14 protein-coding genes are annotated in these 16,773 nt (G+C 42.1%); 10 read left to right on the forward strand and 4 right to left on the reverse strand.

Annotated elements, in window-relative coordinates:
* Nucleotides 1-147: 147 nt before the first annotated feature.
* On the forward strand, nt 148-1,035 hold the full coding sequence (locus tag OA91_RS13905) for an AEC family transporter (RefSeq protein WP_063338910.1): 888 nt from the start codon (nt 148-150) through the stop codon (nt 1,033-1,035).
* Between the two features lie 10 nt (nt 1,036-1,045).
* Here the strand turns inward: OA91_RS13905 and OA91_RS13910 are convergent, their stop codons facing one another.
* Nucleotides 1,046-3,100, reverse strand: a complete 2,055-nt coding sequence (locus OA91_RS13910) for a putative bifunctional diguanylate cyclase/phosphodiesterase (protein WP_082827945.1) — start codon at nt 3,098-3,100, stop codon at nt 1,046-1,048.
* 274 nt (nt 3,101-3,374) lie between these two features.
* Between OA91_RS13910 and OA91_RS13915 the strand changes: the two genes are divergently transcribed.
* The 8 genes from OA91_RS13915 (at nt 3,375) to OA91_RS13950 (ending at nt 13,738) form a co-directional block, all read left to right on the forward strand.
* Complete coding sequence (locus OA91_RS13915) at nt 3,375-3,650, forward strand: hypothetical protein (protein ID WP_046016550.1); 276 nt, start codon at nt 3,375-3,377, stop codon at nt 3,648-3,650.
* 203 nt (nt 3,651-3,853) lie between these two features.
* Entirely contained in the window at nt 3,854-4,288 is a 435-nt protein-coding gene (locus OA91_RS13920; RefSeq protein ID WP_063338912.1) for a hypothetical protein, read from the forward strand.
* 161 nt (nt 4,289-4,449) lie between these two features.
* Nucleotides 4,450-5,874: a TolC family protein gene (locus OA91_RS13925; protein ID WP_063338913.1), complete on the forward strand. Its 1,425-nt coding sequence runs from the start codon at nt 4,450-4,452 to the stop codon at nt 5,872-5,874.
* Between the two features lie 8 nt (nt 5,875-5,882).
* Entirely contained in the window at nt 5,883-7,334 is a 1,452-nt protein-coding gene (locus OA91_RS13930; RefSeq protein ID WP_063338914.1) for an efflux RND transporter periplasmic adaptor subunit, read from the forward strand.
* Complete coding sequence (locus tag OA91_RS13935) at nt 7,331-10,465, forward strand: efflux RND transporter permease subunit (protein ID WP_063338915.1); 3,135 nt, start codon at nt 7,331-7,333, stop codon at nt 10,463-10,465. Before OA91_RS13930 ends, OA91_RS13935 begins: the two co-directional genes overlap by 4 nt.
* Before the next feature lie 30 nt (nt 10,466-10,495).
* Entirely contained in the window at nt 10,496-10,837 is a 342-nt protein-coding gene (locus OA91_RS13940) for a copper resistance CopC family protein (protein ID WP_063338916.1), read from the forward strand.
* A gap of 244 nt (nt 10,838-11,081) precedes the next feature.
* Nucleotides 11,082-13,388 (forward strand): heavy metal translocating P-type ATPase, encoded by a 2,307-nt coding sequence (locus tag OA91_RS13945; protein WP_197477812.1) that lies wholly within the window; start codon nt 11,082-11,084, stop codon nt 13,386-13,388.
* Nucleotides 13,385-13,738: a cupredoxin domain-containing protein gene (locus OA91_RS13950; RefSeq protein WP_063338917.1), complete on the forward strand. Its 354-nt coding sequence runs from the start codon at nt 13,385-13,387 to the stop codon at nt 13,736-13,738. Before OA91_RS13945 ends, OA91_RS13950 begins: the two co-directional genes overlap by 4 nt.
* Nucleotides 13,739-13,853: 115 nt before the next feature.
* On the opposite strand, the gene OA91_RS13955 is transcribed toward OA91_RS13950, so the two are convergent.
* From OA91_RS13955 to OA91_RS13965, 3 genes are all read right to left on the reverse strand, one after another.
* Nucleotides 13,854-14,708: a CopD family protein gene (locus tag OA91_RS13955; protein ID WP_063338918.1), complete on the reverse strand. Its 855-nt coding sequence runs from the start codon at nt 14,706-14,708 to the stop codon at nt 13,854-13,856.
* Between the two features lie 102 nt (nt 14,709-14,810).
* Nucleotides 14,811-15,155, reverse strand: a complete 345-nt coding sequence (locus OA91_RS13960) for a copper resistance CopC family protein (RefSeq protein WP_063338919.1) — start codon at nt 15,153-15,155, stop codon at nt 14,811-14,813.
* A gap of 56 nt (nt 15,156-15,211) precedes the next feature.
* Nucleotides 15,212-15,568 (reverse strand): hypothetical protein, encoded by a 357-nt coding sequence (locus OA91_RS13965; RefSeq protein ID WP_157203895.1) that lies wholly within the window; start codon nt 15,566-15,568, stop codon nt 15,212-15,214.
* A 248-nt stretch (nt 15,569-15,816) separates the two neighbouring features.
* On the opposite strand from OA91_RS13965, the gene OA91_RS13970 reads away from it, so the two are divergent.
* Entirely contained in the window at nt 15,817-16,656 is an 840-nt protein-coding gene (locus tag OA91_RS13970; RefSeq protein ID WP_063338921.1) for an ion transporter, read from the forward strand.
* The last annotated feature ends 117 nt before the right edge of the window (nt 16,657-16,773 follow it).

Below are 16,773 nucleotides of genomic sequence, written 5' to 3' on the forward strand. Positions count from 1 at the left end.
GCTGTAATTAGCCCTTGATCAAAACGTGTCTGGCTTGCGGTTATTTCACATTAACTTTAGCATGCGCATCTGCAAAACCCATGCTTTTAATAAAGAGACGTTATCAGCATGGGAAAACGCTTCACTTCTACACTTTAAGGAATGGCAATGGAACAGTCCGAATTATTATCACGTACTTTTGATACGGTATTTCCTTTGGTATTTGTGGTGCTAGTTGGCTTTGTATACGCTCGCTGGCGATCGACAGATATGACGATTGCTAACCGCATCAATATGGATGTATTTGTACCTGCTTTGATTTTTTCTGTCATGGCTTCAGGTAGCTTCCATGTGATGCAGTATAAAGGCTTGATTCTCGGGGCTGCTGTGATTGTGGTTGGTTCTGGATTATTAGCCTGGCCTGTTGCCAAGTTTATGGGTGTTTCTACTAAAACTCTGTTGCCACCTATGATGTTTAATAACAGTGGTAACCTAGGTATTCCCTTGATGGTACTGGCGTTTGGTGAATCTGTTTTACCTATTGCAGTGGTACTTTTTCTGACAGAGAATCTGCTTCACTTCACCTTAGGCATGTATCTCATCAACCCTAAAACCAAGCTGAAAAGCATACTTACTATGCCTATGGTGCTGGCCACTATATTTGGATTACTGTTTAGTTTTTCTGGTTGGAGCATGCCCACCTCCTTATCTGTCCCGATTGATATGTTAGGGCAAATTTCTATCCCATTAATGCTATTTGCTTTGGGAGTGAGAATGAATGATGTGGACTTAACCAACTGGCGTTTAGGTTTATTGGCAGGTATTTTATGTCCGTTAACAGGCTTGATAGCAGCCTTTGTCTGGCAGCAGGTCTGGCCCGTAAAAGAAGAGTATTTTGCTTACCTTTTAGTGTTTGCCTGTCTGCCACCTGCGGTATTGAATTATATTGTGTCTGAGTTATTTCAGCAGGAACCAAACAAGGTGGCTTCAATGGTGCTAATAGGCAACCTGATTAGTCTGGTCACCATACCTAGCATCTTGTTATATGTGCTTTAAGCTTAGAAACCTAAGTTTGATTAAGCACATTGTGGACAGCTTTATGGTCTTCGAAAACAAGCTTTTCAAAGGCCTTGGCATTTAAGGGTTTGGAGAAGTAAAAACCTTGGTAAAATTCACAGCCTAGTTCAAGTAAGGCGGCCATCTCTTCTTGATTTTCTACCCCTTCTGCGACGACCTTCATTTTTAACCTTTGTGCTAAGGATAAGATACTGTCGGTAATATCTTTATCCACCTCATTTTTATGAAGGTCACGAATCAAAGACTGATCAATCTTGATCACATTTAGGGTCAGCTCTCGTAAGTGGCGTAAAGATGAATAACCAGTACCAAAGTCATCTAGGGAAAGCGTCATGCCCATTTCTTTAATTTGCGCTAGCTTTTGCTTAGCCAGATGCTCATCTTTAAACAAACAGCTCTCAGTTATCTCTAGCTCAATCAGCTGTGGTGGACATTTACATTCAACTAAGAGTTCTTGTACGCGTTCTACAAAGTTTGGATCTTGGAATTGAATTGGGCTGATATTAATCGCAAGGCGACTAAAATTATGCGGCAAGCCTTGATGTAGCCATTGAGTAATCTGTAGAAACGCTGTTTTTAATACCCAATCACCTAGTTGATAAATTTGACGTGTTTCTTCACTAATAGGAATGAAGTCAGCAGGGGAAATCTCGCCTAAAATTGGATGGTTCCAGCGGGCTAAACATTCAGCCCCAATGATGTCGCCATCTTTATTGCACTGAGGCTGAAAAGCCAAATAAAACTCATTGTTTTCGATGGCGCTGTGAAGCCCTTGTTCTATGCTCAGGCGTTGTTCCGCTTGGATATGCAGTTGGTTTTCATAGAAATGATAAGTATTGCCACCTTCTGCTTTAGCCTTATACAAGGCGATATCTGCATGGCGAAGAATATCTTGGCCTGTGTTGGAGTCTTGTCGAATAATAGAAATACCGATACTGGCTGAGGTATGTAATAAATGGCCAATCAAGGTATGTGGTTCTGCAATAGAAGTCAGGATTCTATTGGCAAGTCGAGTCGCTTCTTTATGCGCTTCTTCTTCGGTTTTCGCAATATTAGGGATTAAGATGACAAATTCATCGCCACCTAGTCTGGCCACACTGGTTTCGTCGTTTTTAAATTCGCTTAAACGCTTACCTATAGTAACCAGTAACGCATCACCCACCGCGTGCCCTAGTGAATCATTGATATGCTTAAACCTATCAAGGTCCATATAAAAGAGTGCCCCAATACTGGGTTGGTGCTGAATCTTGATGATGGCGTTATGCAGAATGTCAGAAAGGTGTCGACGGTTTGATAAGCCAGTTAGTAGATCGAAATAAGCATATTCTCTTAATTGCGCTTCGGCGCTTTCTCTTTCTTTCCACAGGGCAACAAACTGTTTAATCAGTAGGCCAAACTCATCTTTTTTTATCTTCAACGGCGGGTTATCTACCGCTTTATTGTCATACTTAATCGAGCTGATCCAAAGGGTTAGCTTGGTCAAAGGGTGAGTGAGCACCATATAGAAGAAGGCTAAAAGAATCAGAGATAGAATTAAGTTTTTGATTAAGCTTAATAAAAATACGTTGGTCGCCCTTGCGATAAAGCTTTTTGCAACAGCTTGAGAATCTAAACTAATACTCAGCGAGCCAACATTAATGTCTTTGGGAGAGAAGGTAAGTGGAATTTCTAGATGTTCTTGCTCACTAAAGAGATAGGTGGCAATGATTTTTGTGAGCTGGTTTTCATCACTAGGTTGAGCCGTATCACTGGCGAGCTGACTATTAAAGTCATCCATGATTTCGGCTTTAATAATATCAGGGTGAGAGAGCAGACCTTTAATTACCTGCTTTGCCAGTGGCGAGTTTAACTGGTAGGCGGCTTGAGCGGCTGGGTCATGTGATAGCAAAAGAATGCTACTGAAGCGCTGCTGGATTTGCTTCTTCTCACTTTCGAGGTCTAAAAAGGCCTGCAAAATCCCAAACATCAAACTCAAAATTAATGAGGCAGCAATGATTGTTTGCGCATGTTTTACCGATGCTCTGTCTTTTATACGAATAGCCACTATAAAGTCTTTCCTTTGACGCTACATATCTAAATACTAAATATTTACCAACAGATTAATAAGATGCGATCCATGAGAACAGATATTCCAACTATTTAGACGTCCGTTAGGCGTCTTATTAAAGCATGTTATGTTAGCGTTTTCGAATGTTCGTTTTGAGTGAAAACTTAGCCTTTATTAAGGGCGCTAGTTCAAGGATAAAAATTTATCAATCTAGTTAATATAGTTTATGTGGCATACTAATGCCTCTGCTTAACTCACAAGGAGACAAGACGTGCAATCTGATCCTAAGGACTTATTAAAAAAGAACAAAGAATTGATTCACTCTAATGACCTAAAAGTAACATCTCATGTTCAAAGACCACAAGAAAATTGGGTTTTACATACAGTTATGATTGAAGGTTACCAAGTCCCGTTTCGTTTTAAACGCCAAGGCAAATATCAAAGCTTGAAAGGCGCGAGAGTTAATCTTACCTATTACCCGACCACTGAAAGTGTTGCAGGTATCCCCTTGGAAGTGATGAAAGTCGTGAGAATAAAGAGAAGTTAGTACTTACAAACTTTAATTTCATGAAGATTTAAAACTTTCTCGTCACTTGATTGTCTATCAGTAAAGCATTGCTATTTCTTGCGAATATCTTTTTGTTTGATTGTGTAAACAAAGTGAATTAAAAGTAAGTCCTTATAAATCTTGCTGGTCTCTTGAAGTGCTTTGTGTCAGCATTCGCAACAATTTTTTATTAGGTAATAAATATGAACTCAGTGAAACAAGGAATAGTATTCAGCATTTTTGCTGCTTTATTCTTGCTGCAGTCCATCTCTCAATTATTGCCTATGCATGAGTCTTCGACTTCTCATTCTATGTCGACATTTGCAGCTCAGTCTATGCAAGCAAGTGGCCTTAATGGTGTGCAACTCGCCTCTGTTAGCCCTATGCTTGAGCATAATACGATGACGAGCATGTCTGCATCATCTCATTCTGACATGTCAGAAAACTGTGAAATCCATTGTCAGATAATGGGGCAAGATTGCGCTGAAAGCATGTGCGCCACTTTAGCTTATGATGCCCTTATCAAACCTTCTTTGCTGGTTCCTTCCATGCAAAGTGTCAACTTCTATTCTCTTTCAGAACGTTTTAGCTTTAGGGCTAGTTCCCTCTATCGACCTCCGATTAGCACTCTTTCTTAATCATTATTTGTGATGCATTAGGGTAATTGATTTGGCTACAGCCTTGTCTTAGATGGATGACGCTTGTCGAAAATCTCATTGCTCTAATTGATCACATTGTTTTTGGCCTTATTTCGACGAAATAAGCCGAGTTCTACAATGTTTAGAAAGGAGCCTGGTTAATGTATTTAGCTAAGCGTCTGAGTATTCAATTACTCGTTTTAATATCTGTTGTTACTCAGCAAACAACAGCACAGTCCCTATCGAATAAGAGCTTGGAGGTGAGTGAAAAGCATCTTCTAACGGATTTAATTACAGAGGCGATTAGTCGTGATGAATGGATGGATGCTAATCAATTATTTGTCTCTTCTATACAGGCTGAGTCTATAAAAAGTGGTGAGCTAGCTAGCCCTAAGTTGAGTTTAGGTTTAGCCAACATGCCTATAGATAGTTTGGACTTTAATCAAGAAGCCATGACTCAGTTAAAGTTCTCTGTCAGCCAGATGTTACCAAGGGGTGATAGCTTATCTCTCAAAAAAGAAACTTGGCAGCAAAAGGGTCAAGTGGCATTAGTCCAGCAATACCAAAGGGCTGCCCAAATTGAGCGGGATGTATCTTTAACATGGTTGGCCATATTTGAAGCTAAGCAAAGTATCGCCTTGATTGAAGCGAATCGGGGTTTGTTTGAACAACTGTTGGAGGTGTCTCAAGCGAGTTACTCATCTGCGTTAGGGCGAACTAGTCAAGGGGATATCATCAAGGCTGAATTAGAATTAATACGCCTTGAAGATAGATTGGCGAGCTTAGCGCTTATTAAGCAAGCCAAGTATGCGCAATTAAGTTATTGGCTAGGTGATCTTGAATCATGGCCAGAACCGAGCAGTCTGCCGCAAGTAAACCTCAAGCAAGCGCGTTTTTATCCTGCTGATCCTGTTCACTTTGATGACAAAAGCTACTTAGATGAGAAAGACCAAACGCCTAATCCTGCTATTACGGATCAAACTTTGTCTAAGCAGTTTGTTCAGCATCCAAACTTAATTGAATTAGATGAAAAAGCTCAGCTTGCTCAAGTGAGTATGTCATTGGCTAAACAGGCTTATCAGCCACAATGGGGACTCAACGCAAGTTACGGCTATCGAGATGATGCCGAAAATGGCATGTCACGCAGTGACTTTCTCTCTCTTGGTGTCACCTTAGATATGCCTATCTTTTCGAAAACGGCACAAGATGCGGGAGTAAAGTCCAAGCAACTGGCGCTTAATGCTATCGCCTTTGAACAAACGTTAGCCCTTAAGCAAATGCTGGCAAAATATCGCGTCATTCAGTCTAAGGTCGCCAAGTTAAATCAGCGTCACCACTTGTATCAGTCCTCCTTGATACCTCAACTAAAACAGCAAGAAGACATTTTATTAGCAGCCTACAAGAGTAATGAAGGGCCATTTTCTGATGTGATTAAAGCGCGTATTGAAAGCCTAAACGCCAAGATCCAAGCCCTTGTTATCTCTGTCGCTCTGCAAAAACAAAAAGTCGAATTCAATTATTTATTTGCCACAAGCAATGACTTTGCACTGGGTGCTGATTTAGTCGCCCCTATGTCTTCTTACTAGGAATTAGCATGAAACCTTTTTTAAAAAACAGCTTAATTATAAGTGTGAGTTTATCCATTGGCGCTGTGTCTGCATTAACCGCTTACGCTTACTTTCAACCCCTTAACGCTATTGATAGTTCTGTAGCAGAAATGGCAGTAGACAAGCCCTTGTATTGGGTTGCGCCAATGGACCCGAATTATCGTCGTGATAAACCTGGGCAATCGCCTATGGGAATGGATCTGATACCTGTTTATGCCAATGAGGCCAATCAAGGCTCAGGTGCTGGGACAGTGCAGATCTCTCCCGAAGTGGTGAATAGCTTGGGTGTCCGCACTGGTGTGGCGAGTTTTAATCAACTCAATTTAAATGTGAGTACGGTTGGTTATGTGCAGTATGACCAGGATAAAATTCAGCACCTTCATCCTAGAGTCGAAGGCTGGATAGAAGAAGCTTATATCAAGGCAAGTGGTGAAAGGATTACTCAGGGTCAACCTTTATATCGCCTTTACTCCCCAGCTTTGGTGAATGCCCAAGAAGAGTATCTTTTTGCGTTAGGACGAAAAGATAAGGGTCTGATTAAAGGGGCTAAAGAAAGGCTGTTAGCGCTGAATTTCCCGCCAACAGAAATTAGACGCTTAACGCGAACGTTAAAAGTGCTGCAAAGTGTCACCTTCTACGCACCCAGTGATGGCGTTGCTGACTACTTAAACATGGTTGATGGCATGTTTGTTAAACCCGGAATGGAGCTGTTATCAATTGCTTCACTCGATGAGGCTTGGGTTGAAGCCGAGGTGTTTGAAAAGCAAACCAGCTTAATTAAAGAAGGCCTTGCGGTGCAAATGTCACTGGACTATCTGCCCAGTAAAAATTGGCTAGGTGTAGTGGATTATGTTTATCCAACACTGGATCTTGCTAGTCGAACATTAAGAGTACGCATGCGTTTTGAGAATCAAGACCAAGCGTTAAAACCTAACATGTTTGCCAAAATCAACATTCTTAACGATGAAGCTGCACCAAGCTTATTGGTACCTAAAGAAGCCGTTATCAGAGTAGAGCAGTCTAACCGTGTTGTGCTAGCGCTTGGTGAAGGTCGCTTTAAATCTATTAATGTGGAAATAGGTCGTACAGATAAGGATTCTATCGAAATCGTTTCAGGTTTGTTTGAAGGGGATGAAGTTGTCACCTCAGCGCTCTTCTTACTGGATTCTGAATCGAGTAAAAGCTCAGACTTTAAACGCTTTAATTACCCTTCATCGTCTGTCATTGACATGAGTGAAATGGATCATAGCCAGATGGACCATAGCTCAATGGATCATAGCCAAATGGATATGTCTGACATGAATATGCCAATGATGGATATGAGTGAGATGGATCACAGTGGCATGGATCATAGTCAGATGGGTCATGGCTCAATGGATCATAGTCAAATGCAAATGACCTCACCTATGAGTATGTCAGAGGAGGGGAATAAACCATGATCAAGTCCATTATCTATTGGTCGATCAGTAATCGATTTATGGTGCTGCTAGCCACCTTATTGTTATTGGTGTTGGGTCTTATCTCCTTAAAAAATACGCCTGTGGATGCGATTCCTGATACCTCAGATGTACAGGTGATTATTAAAACCAGCTTTGCAGGGCAAGCGCCACAAGTGGTGGAAGACCAGGTCACTTATCCGCTGACAACCGCCATGCTCTCTGTACCCGGTGCGCAAACTGTCAGGGGTTATTCCTTTTTTGGTGATTCCTATGTGTACGTGATCTTTGATGATGATACGGACATGTACTGGGCTAGAAGCCGGGTTTTAGAGTATTTGAGTCAGGTTGCCCCCTCTTTACCTGCTAATGCAAGATCCCAATTAGGTCCAGATGCTACGGGTGTTGGCTGGATTTATCTTTATGCCTTGGTGGATAAAACAGGTCAGCATGATCTTAGCCAATTAAGAAGCCTGCAAGATTGGTTCTTAAAGTATGAACTGCAAACCGTCCCTGGTGTGTCAGAAGTGGCGACGGTAGGCGGCATGGTGAAGCAGTATCAGGTCAAGGTAGATCCAGATAAGTTAAGGGCCTTTGATATGCCCTTAGCTCATATTCAGCAAGCGATTAAACGAGGCAATCAAGAGGTTGGTGCCTCTGTGATTGAAATGGCTGAAGCTGAATATATGGTTCGCACCTCAGGCTATATTCAAGGAGTTAAGGATTTAGAGCTTTTGCCGCTAGGCGTAAACAAGCAAGGAACACCACTTTTATTACGTGACGTGGCGGATATTCAGGTTGGGCCGCAAATGCGACGCGGTGTAGCCGAGCTGGATGGTGAAGGTGAAACCGTTGGCGGTGTCATCGTCATGCGCTTTGGAGAGAATGCACAAACCACAATCCAAGGGGTTAAGAACAAACTTGAGAGTCTCAAGGCAAGCCTCCCTGATGGGGTCGAAGTCGTGACTGTCTATGATAGATCTGGCCTGATCGAAAGTGCGGTGCAAAACCTTTGGGAAAAACTTGCCGAAGAGCTGGCTGTGGTTGCTATTGTTTGCGTCATTTTCTTATTTCATGTGCGCTCTTCTTTAGTGGCTGTGTTTAGTTTGCCCGTGGGTATTTTAGCGGCTTTTATCATCATGAACCTGCAAGGCATTAATGCCAATATCATGTCTCTTGGCGGTATCGCCATTGCCATTGGCGCCATGATAGATGGGGCCATCGTCATGATAGAAAACATGCACAAACACATGGAGAAAACCCCGTTAACGAAAGAGAATCGTTGGCAAATAGTGGCACAATCTGCCAGTGAAGTGGGCCCCGCTCTATTCTTTAGTTTGCTCATTATTACTGTGAGTTTTGTACCGGTTTTCACCCTAGAAGCGCAAGAAGGTAAGATGTTTGCGCCTTTGGCTTATACCAAAACCTATGCCATGGCGGCATCGGCCTTATTAGCTGTGACCCTAGTGCCTGTGCTCATGGGCTACTTTATTCGCGGCAAGATATTACCTGAGCATAAGAACCCGGTTAATCGACTACTTACCTTTTTGTATTTGCCCGTGCTTAAGACAGTGTTGGCTTACCCTAAATCGACCTTGGCCTTAAGTCTTGTGGTGTTTGCTGTGGGGATCTGGCCCCTAGATAAGTTAGGCAGTGAATTTATTCCTCCTTTGGATGAAGGGGATCTCATGTATATGCCGACCACTTACCCTAGTGTGTCTATTGCTCAAGCGAGACAAATCTTACAGCAGTCAAATAAGTTAATTCGCACAGTGCCAGAGGTTGAAAGAGTGTTTGGTAAGGTAGGCCGCGCGGATACGGCAACAGATCCAGCGCCGCTGACCATGATAGAAACCTTTATTAAGCTCAAGCCTAAGTCTGAGTGGCGTGAAGACATGACTACGCAAAAACTCAAAAAGGAGCTGGATGGACTCATTCAATTTCCGGGTTTAACTAACGCTTGGGTCATGCCTATTAAGACACGTACTGACATGCTAGCAACCGGCATTAAAACCCCTGTAGGGATAAAGATAGCCGGGCCTGAGCTGGCGGTTATCCAAGAGATAGGTCAGAAAATAGAGCGCATCATAAAAGATGTCCCCGGGACAGCATCCGTTTATTCCGAAAGGGTCGCAGGTGGACGTTACATCAAGGTGGATATACGTCGGGAAGACGCTGCGAGATATGGCATGAATGTGGCTGATATACAGGCAGTGGTTGCGACCGCTGTGGGTGGTATGAATGTGTCTCAAACAGTGGAAGGGCTAGAGCGTTATCCGATTAATGTACGCTACCCGCAAGACTATCGTGATTCGCCAGAGCAGCTATCTTTGTTGCCTGTGATTACCCCATCAGGTCAGCGTATTGCCTTAGGAGAGCTAGCCCATGTCTATGTACAAGATGGGCCTCCTGGTATTAAGAGTGAAAATGCGCGCTTAAATGGCTGGGCTTTTATTGATATTGAAGGCATGGATATTGGCCGTTACGTGGAGCAGGCCAAAGGCATTTTGGCTGATGAGCTTAGCTTGCCAGCAGGTTATTCCATTAGCTGGTCAGGTCAGTATGAATATATGCAAAGGGCAAAAGCCAAGCTGACTTATGTGGTGCCTTTAACCTTGTTGATCATAGTCGTGCTGCTCTATTTGAATTTTAAAAACATGGTGGAGGTTGCCATCATAGTGGGCACCTTACCCATGGCGATTATTGGTAGCCTTTGGTTGATGTACCTAGAAGGTTATAACTTTTCAGTTGCTGTGGGAGTCGGCTTTATTGCCTTAGCTGGGGTTGCGGTGGAGATTGGCGTCATCATGCTGGTTTATCTCAATCAAGCCTATCAAGCCATGTTAAGCAAACATGCTGAGCAAAAGCAGAACCCGAGTGTCCTTGCCTTACGTCAAGCCGTGCTTGATGGCGCGGGTCTCAGAGTCCGTCCTGTGATAATGACGGCAGCTACCATCATTGTTGGCCTGCTACCCATCATGTATGGCACAGGTACAGGTTCAGAGGTTATGAGCCGCATCGCAGCCCCCATGGTTGGTGGCATGATCAGCGCGGTTATTCTCACCTTATTAGTCTTGCCTGTTGTTTACTTTTTATGGCGTAAACGTAGCATTCAAAAACTCGAAAAAGCCTAACTCAATCATTTATAAACCTTGGAGAAATATATGAAAAATATCTTATTAGCCCTAGTGATCAATATCTTTATGACAAGCCCATTATGGGCCAATGTTAGCTTGGAGCAGAGCTTTCCTAAAAACGGGGCCATGTTTATGCAATCACCTGACAAGGTGCAGCTTAAGTTTGCCAAAATGGTTAATCTTAAATCAATTCGTCTGTTTGATGCGGCTGGCAATGTGAGTGTATTAGCTGTGGGCGATGGTCGTCATAACACCTTTTTTAGCGCCCCTATGATGCCCTTAAATAAAGGTAATTACCGTGTGGCTTGGAGTGTTGAAAGTCATGATGGCGAAGCAAAAGCAGGCACTTTTGATTTTATGGTGCATTAGGTTCAACTTGCTTGAATCCGTTGCAGGCTCCTTAGAATGGCAAATGCACAAAGCCATAAAATCTTATTAAGAAAGGGACAAGAAAAACAAACAAGGGCACCAATAGGTGTCCTTGTTTGTTTAGTTAAGATTATTTGTTTTCACTCTAATATGGAGGAAATGGTATTTATTAAATTCAAAGTTTGACTTAGGACTTAGTCCAAGCTTTATAGTGATATTAGTTTTTGCTTAATCATGGAGAGCAATGGTGGACAAACTAAGTCAAGATCCAGAAATCATTCAAGAATTTATTATTGAAGGTGCAGGGTGTGCAAGCTGTGTGGGTAAGATAGAAACGGCCATTGCCAAGGTCGCCGATGTGGACTTTGTTGCCATGAACTTTGTCGATAGGAGCGTGTTGGTAAAAGGCAATGCCAAAGGTGATCTTATTGTAAAAGCCGTGCAGGATGCGGGTTATCACGCCAAGGTTTCTAACGCGCAAACAGCACAGGCCAGCCAAGAAGAGAAAGAGCAAGCAGAGGCACTTTATTATAAAAAGTTGATGAAGCATTGCTACCTCGCTTTGGCTTTAGGCGTGCCATTAATGTTTTATGGTTTGTTTATCGGTGAAATGACAGTGACATCAGGCACAGAGCAAATCGCTTGGTTGCTTGTGGGGTTACTGACATTAGCTGTGATGCTTACTTCAGGTCGACACTTTTACCTTGGCGCTTATCGCTCTTTTAAAAATCATAATGCCAATATGGATACCTTGATTGCTTTGGGCACAGGGACGGCTTGGCTTTATTCTATGGTGGTTGTATTAGCGCCTGATATTTTGCCTTTAATGGCACGTCATGTGTACTTTGAAGCCAGTATGATGATTATCGGTCTAATTAACCTTGGCTTAGCATTAGAGCTTAAAGCCAGAGGAAAAACCTCAGAAGCCGTGAAGCGTCTAATAGGTTTGCAGGCTAAATCGGCCAGCGTAATTCGTGATAACCAAGAGGTAAAAATAAGCCTAGAAGAAGTCAGGCTAGGTGATAAAGTTAAAATCAGGCCCGGTGAAAAAATCCCAGTGGACGGTATTATCCTTGAAGGCCATTCAAGTCTAGATGAAGCCATGTTAACGGGTGAACCTATGCCTGTGGCAAAAGGTCCGGATGATGAGGTTGCGGCAGGTACCATCAATACCAAGGGCAGTTTTATTTTTAAAGCCACGCGTATTGGTAAAGACACGGCCCTAGCGCAAATCATTCAAATGGTTAAACAGGCTCAAAATGCTAAACCGGCAATTGGTCGATTAGCGGATACGATCTCGGCTTACTTTGTACCAAGTGTGATGATATTAGCGGTAATTACTGGACTTATCTGGCTTAACTTTGGGCCTGATCCAGTAGTGGCCTTCGCCATCGCCAGCGCCTCTACCTTACTTATCATTGCCTGCCCTTGTGCCTTAGGTTTAGCAACGCCCATGTCTGTTATGGTGGGTGTTGGAAAGGCTGCAGAAGCAGGTGTCTTGATACGAAATGGTGAAGCCTTGCAAACCGCGTCTGATTTATCTGTTGTGGTATTGGATAAAACTGGCACCATTACCCAAGGTAAGCCTTCAGTCACTGACATTGAATGTTTTGGCGGCTTCACCCAAACAGAAATTTTAAAATTTGCAGCAAGTTTGGAGTTAAATTCTGAGCACCCTTTAGGCATGGCGATTGTTAATTCAGCTCAAGAGAAGTCCATTTCACTTGCTAGTGTGGAGAGCTTTAATGCCATTAGCGGTAAAGGGATAACAGGTTATGTAGAGCAGCATTCGTTAGCATTAGGTAATCAAGGCTTTATGCTAGAGCAAGGTGTCGATATTCGCTCACAGCAAGACTTAGCTAAGGCTTATGCAAGCTCAGCAAAAACGCCTTTGTATTTTGCGATAGATGGCAAGTTAGAGGCCATGATTGCGATTTCTGACCCCATTAAATCTGATTCGATTTCGGCGATAGAAGCGCTACTAGGGCAGGGTCTTAGAGTTATCATGCTAACGGGAGATAATACTCATACGGCCGCCGCAGTCGCTAAACATGTGGGTATTGAAGAATACTTTGCCGACGTTTTACCAGCGGATAAAGCGGATATTATTAAAAAGCTACAGGCCCAAGGAGAAACGGTCGCCATGGTTGGGGATGGTATTAATGATGCCCCAGCACTGGCCTTAGCCAATGTTGGTTTTGCCATAGGTACTGGGACAGATGTAGCAATAGAAAGTGCTGATATAACCCTGATGCGTGGTGCGCTAACTAGCGTGGTGGATGCTATTGAGATCAGCAAAGCCACATTGAAAAATATTAAGCAAAATCTATTTGGCGCTTTTATTTATAACCTCATAGGCATTCCATTGGCCGCAGGTGTGCTTTATCCCTTCTTTGGTATTTTACTCAGCCCAGTGATTGCAGGTGCTGCCATGGCCTTATCCTCAGTGACTGTGGTGACTAACGCCAATCGATTACGCTTGCTGAATTCCTCAATAAAAAAACCACTAAAAACCTCGCAGCAAACCTTACAAAGAGGAGAAATAGCATGATTCTGGTGAATTTACTTGGACTTTTACTCATTGCATTTATCGTTTGGTGGTTCTGGTTATATCAGCAAAAACCACAAGTGTTTGATGCTGAGCATCAGGTAATTAAAGTCAGCTCTGGTGTTTATCTCCCTGCTAAATTGATGCTCAAGGCGAATCAGGCTGTACAACTTAGGTTCTTAAGAGAAGATGAGGCTGCTTGCTCCCAAACCCTAGTAATACCGGATCTAGGTATCAGTGTTGATTTGTCTTTGGGTAAGGAAACCTTGGTCGACTTACCGGCGTTAGCGAAAGGAGAGTATGCATTTCATTGTCAGATGCAGATGTATCGTGGGCAATTGCTGGTGGCTTAATCTTACTTTTATTCAGCCTTATTTCTAATTAACCTAGCTTCTGCTTATCTTAGCTATTAGGAGGGAGAGTAAAGCGATGACCTCACTCTCCCTCTATTTATTCGTGACTATCAATTTAGGGGCTAACTAAGGTACTCAGAAAAGCGCTTAAACTTAAAATCCCGAAACCAAGGTAAATCTCAGCTTTTAAAGATGAGGCCATTTTTTCTGAACCATTCTTTGTTTGAAAATTAGGTACTAGTTTAAATTTATGCCATGCCGCGAGCGCTAAGATAGCCAAGACTAAAACTAGTTTGATAGCCAATGCTGCTCCCCAATTAGATATTAATAACTCTAATTGAAAACCCGTAATGACATACACCAGAGCGACACCTGCTAACAGCAAGAAGGGCATGATAAAACTGGCGTAATAGCCAAATTTTTCTAGTAGCTCTTCGACGGTTTGTGCTCTTTCTAAGTTAACCAAACACCATAAAGGGTAGAGGCTGCCTAACCAGAGAAAAGCAATGAGGATATGCAAACTCAAGATACCTTTTTCAATCACACCCAGCTCAGCAAGATGGCCTGTAAAAGCAAAAGATAAGATGATGCTGACTAGCATACATATTAATAAAACTCGGTTTATGAAAAGGTAATATAAAGCCGCAAAAGCACAGGTTAATAACCCAAAATTTAACGCCATACCTAAGCCAGAGTCATACAAAATACTTATCATCAGAGGGTCAAATAACCCTGCAAGACCTTCTTCTGCAAAAGCGCCAACCCTCACCCAAAAGAAGCCCAGACTAGTAAAGAATAAAGTGAGTAGGCTAATTAAAAAATAAGACTTTAAGCTTTTGATAAAGTGAGTAGATAAGGTCTTTTTGAGCGAACTTGTTTGGCTCAAAAAGAGGCCAAAAGCGGATCCAACAAGACCTGATAACGCGAGATAGAGAGCGAGCCTAAAAACTAAGCTGATGCTTTCCCACATAATCGTCTCCTTTAATATTTTGTGAAGTTCAAGGTGTCACAGATACTGATAAGCTTTCTATCAGTGTTTCAACCATGCAACCTTGAACGTTAGTAAAGACTATTATTTTTGGTTAAAGCTAATCTTGCTTTTCATTTTATGGCCATCGCTGCCTAGGGTAATCCACTCTAGGCTATATTGGCCTTTCTCTAACGTGGGAAGCGGGATCAAGAAATGAGTATTGGCTTTTGCACTGGGTTTAAAGTTAAGGGGGATTTTTTTGCCTTGGTTCTTAAGGGACAACTTAATTAAGCGAGAAGAGTTTTTAAAATTTAACTCAATAGCCGCGAGAGGTGTGTCATAGCTAGCATTATTAGCTGGAATGGAAGTGAGTATTTTTGCATGAGCAAATAGGTTGCTGCTAAATAAGATGCTAAAGCCAAGGATTAAAGAAATCAGCGTTTTCATAGAGTTTGTCTCGTTTGAATAAAATAAAAAATTTAGGGTTTAAACTTAATAATGAGCTAAACAAGTGAGACTTTTGGTGGACGTATAAGGCGAGATAAAGGGGTATCAGGCCAATGAATAAAAAGGGCATGACGGTCACCCAAAAAAGGTAAAGCCAAGCTTTTATCTAGATCTAAAATCAGGGCTGAACAGGTGTCTATATGACAGCATTCAAGCTTAGCCGTATTGGTTTGGCTTCTTCTACATTCAGTGTCTAAAAATGCTTGCGAGTGCAAATGATTAAATGTGCGCTCAGTAGAAAGCTGAGAACTTTCTGGGTTAAGGGCGTTAGCATGACCAAAAGGTGAGGCTTGGGCACTCAAGGATAATAAGCATAATATCATTAAGCTCAATACCTTAAACCACATAGACATACCCTCGTTTCATAAGAGGTTAAATATAACATTTCGACTATTAGATCACTAGCTTTCAGGCACTTTGATAGTGACTGAGTTTGGTTCAGAATATTCAATATAATCTCTTTTCTTTCTGCCTTGAGACTTTTATGATGGCGCAACTTAAAGTCACATGCCTAGCATCTTTTTGATCTAGATGGTTTGAGTAAAATCACATGTGGCCTTTAAATTAGACCTTTATTCTAGACATTAAGAGAGACAAGACAATGCAAAAAACTGACTCAAAAAGTTGGTTTAGCCTCATAAAGTTAGTGGAGTCCAGCGCTTGGTTCCAAGGCTTTATCATTAGTATCATCATTATTGCGGCGTTAACCGTGGGTGCGAAAACCTACTCCTTGCCGCCAGCGGTTGAAATAGCCATTAACTACCTTGATAGCTTTATTACTATCTTTTTCTTAGTTGAAATTATTTTACGCTTTGTAGCTTGTGATAATAAACGGGCATTCTTCAAAGACCCTTGGAATATTTTTGACTCTATTATCGTGATTGGTAGCCTTTTACCCATCTCAGAAAGTGACATGGTATTAGTGGGGCGCTTGTTAAGAGTGTTTCGTGTACTGCGTCTGGTTTCCATCATTCCAGATCTACGTTACTTGATAAATGCCTTATTAAAGGCCATCCCAAAAATGGGCTATATCGCCCTTTTGATGTTTATTATCTTTTACCTATTTGCCGCTGTAGGTGCCATCTTCTTCGAAAATGTGAACCCGGTTTTGTGGGGTGATATTGCCACTGCCATGCTGACACTCTTTAGGGTGGCGACCTTCGAAGACTGGACGGATGTCATGTATGAAACCATGGCCGTTTATCCTTTTAGTTGGATCTACTACATCATCTTTATCTTCTTAACTGCCTTTGTTTTCTTAAACATGATGGTGGGTGTGGTACTTGATGTCATGACACAAGAAACCAATAAACAGGAGCATGATGCACAAGAACAGAACCATGCTGAGCTCATGAATCAGATGCAGCAAATGCAACAGCAGATCATCGCTTTAAATGAAAAGCTTGATGACAAAATGAATGAGAAAAACGATAAAAACTAGTATTTAACGTGTTTTAATCTGCTAGATAAGAAGAGGGCGAAAGCCCTCTTTTTTATGAGTTAAGCCTATATAAGCTTTAGTGAATACTATTTTATATTTCTCTAACATGTTAATTTA

It is taken from the genome of Marinomonas sp. SBI8L, from assembly GCF_001624705.1.
Lineage (GTDB): Bacteria > Pseudomonadota > Gammaproteobacteria > Pseudomonadales > Marinomonadaceae > Marinomonas.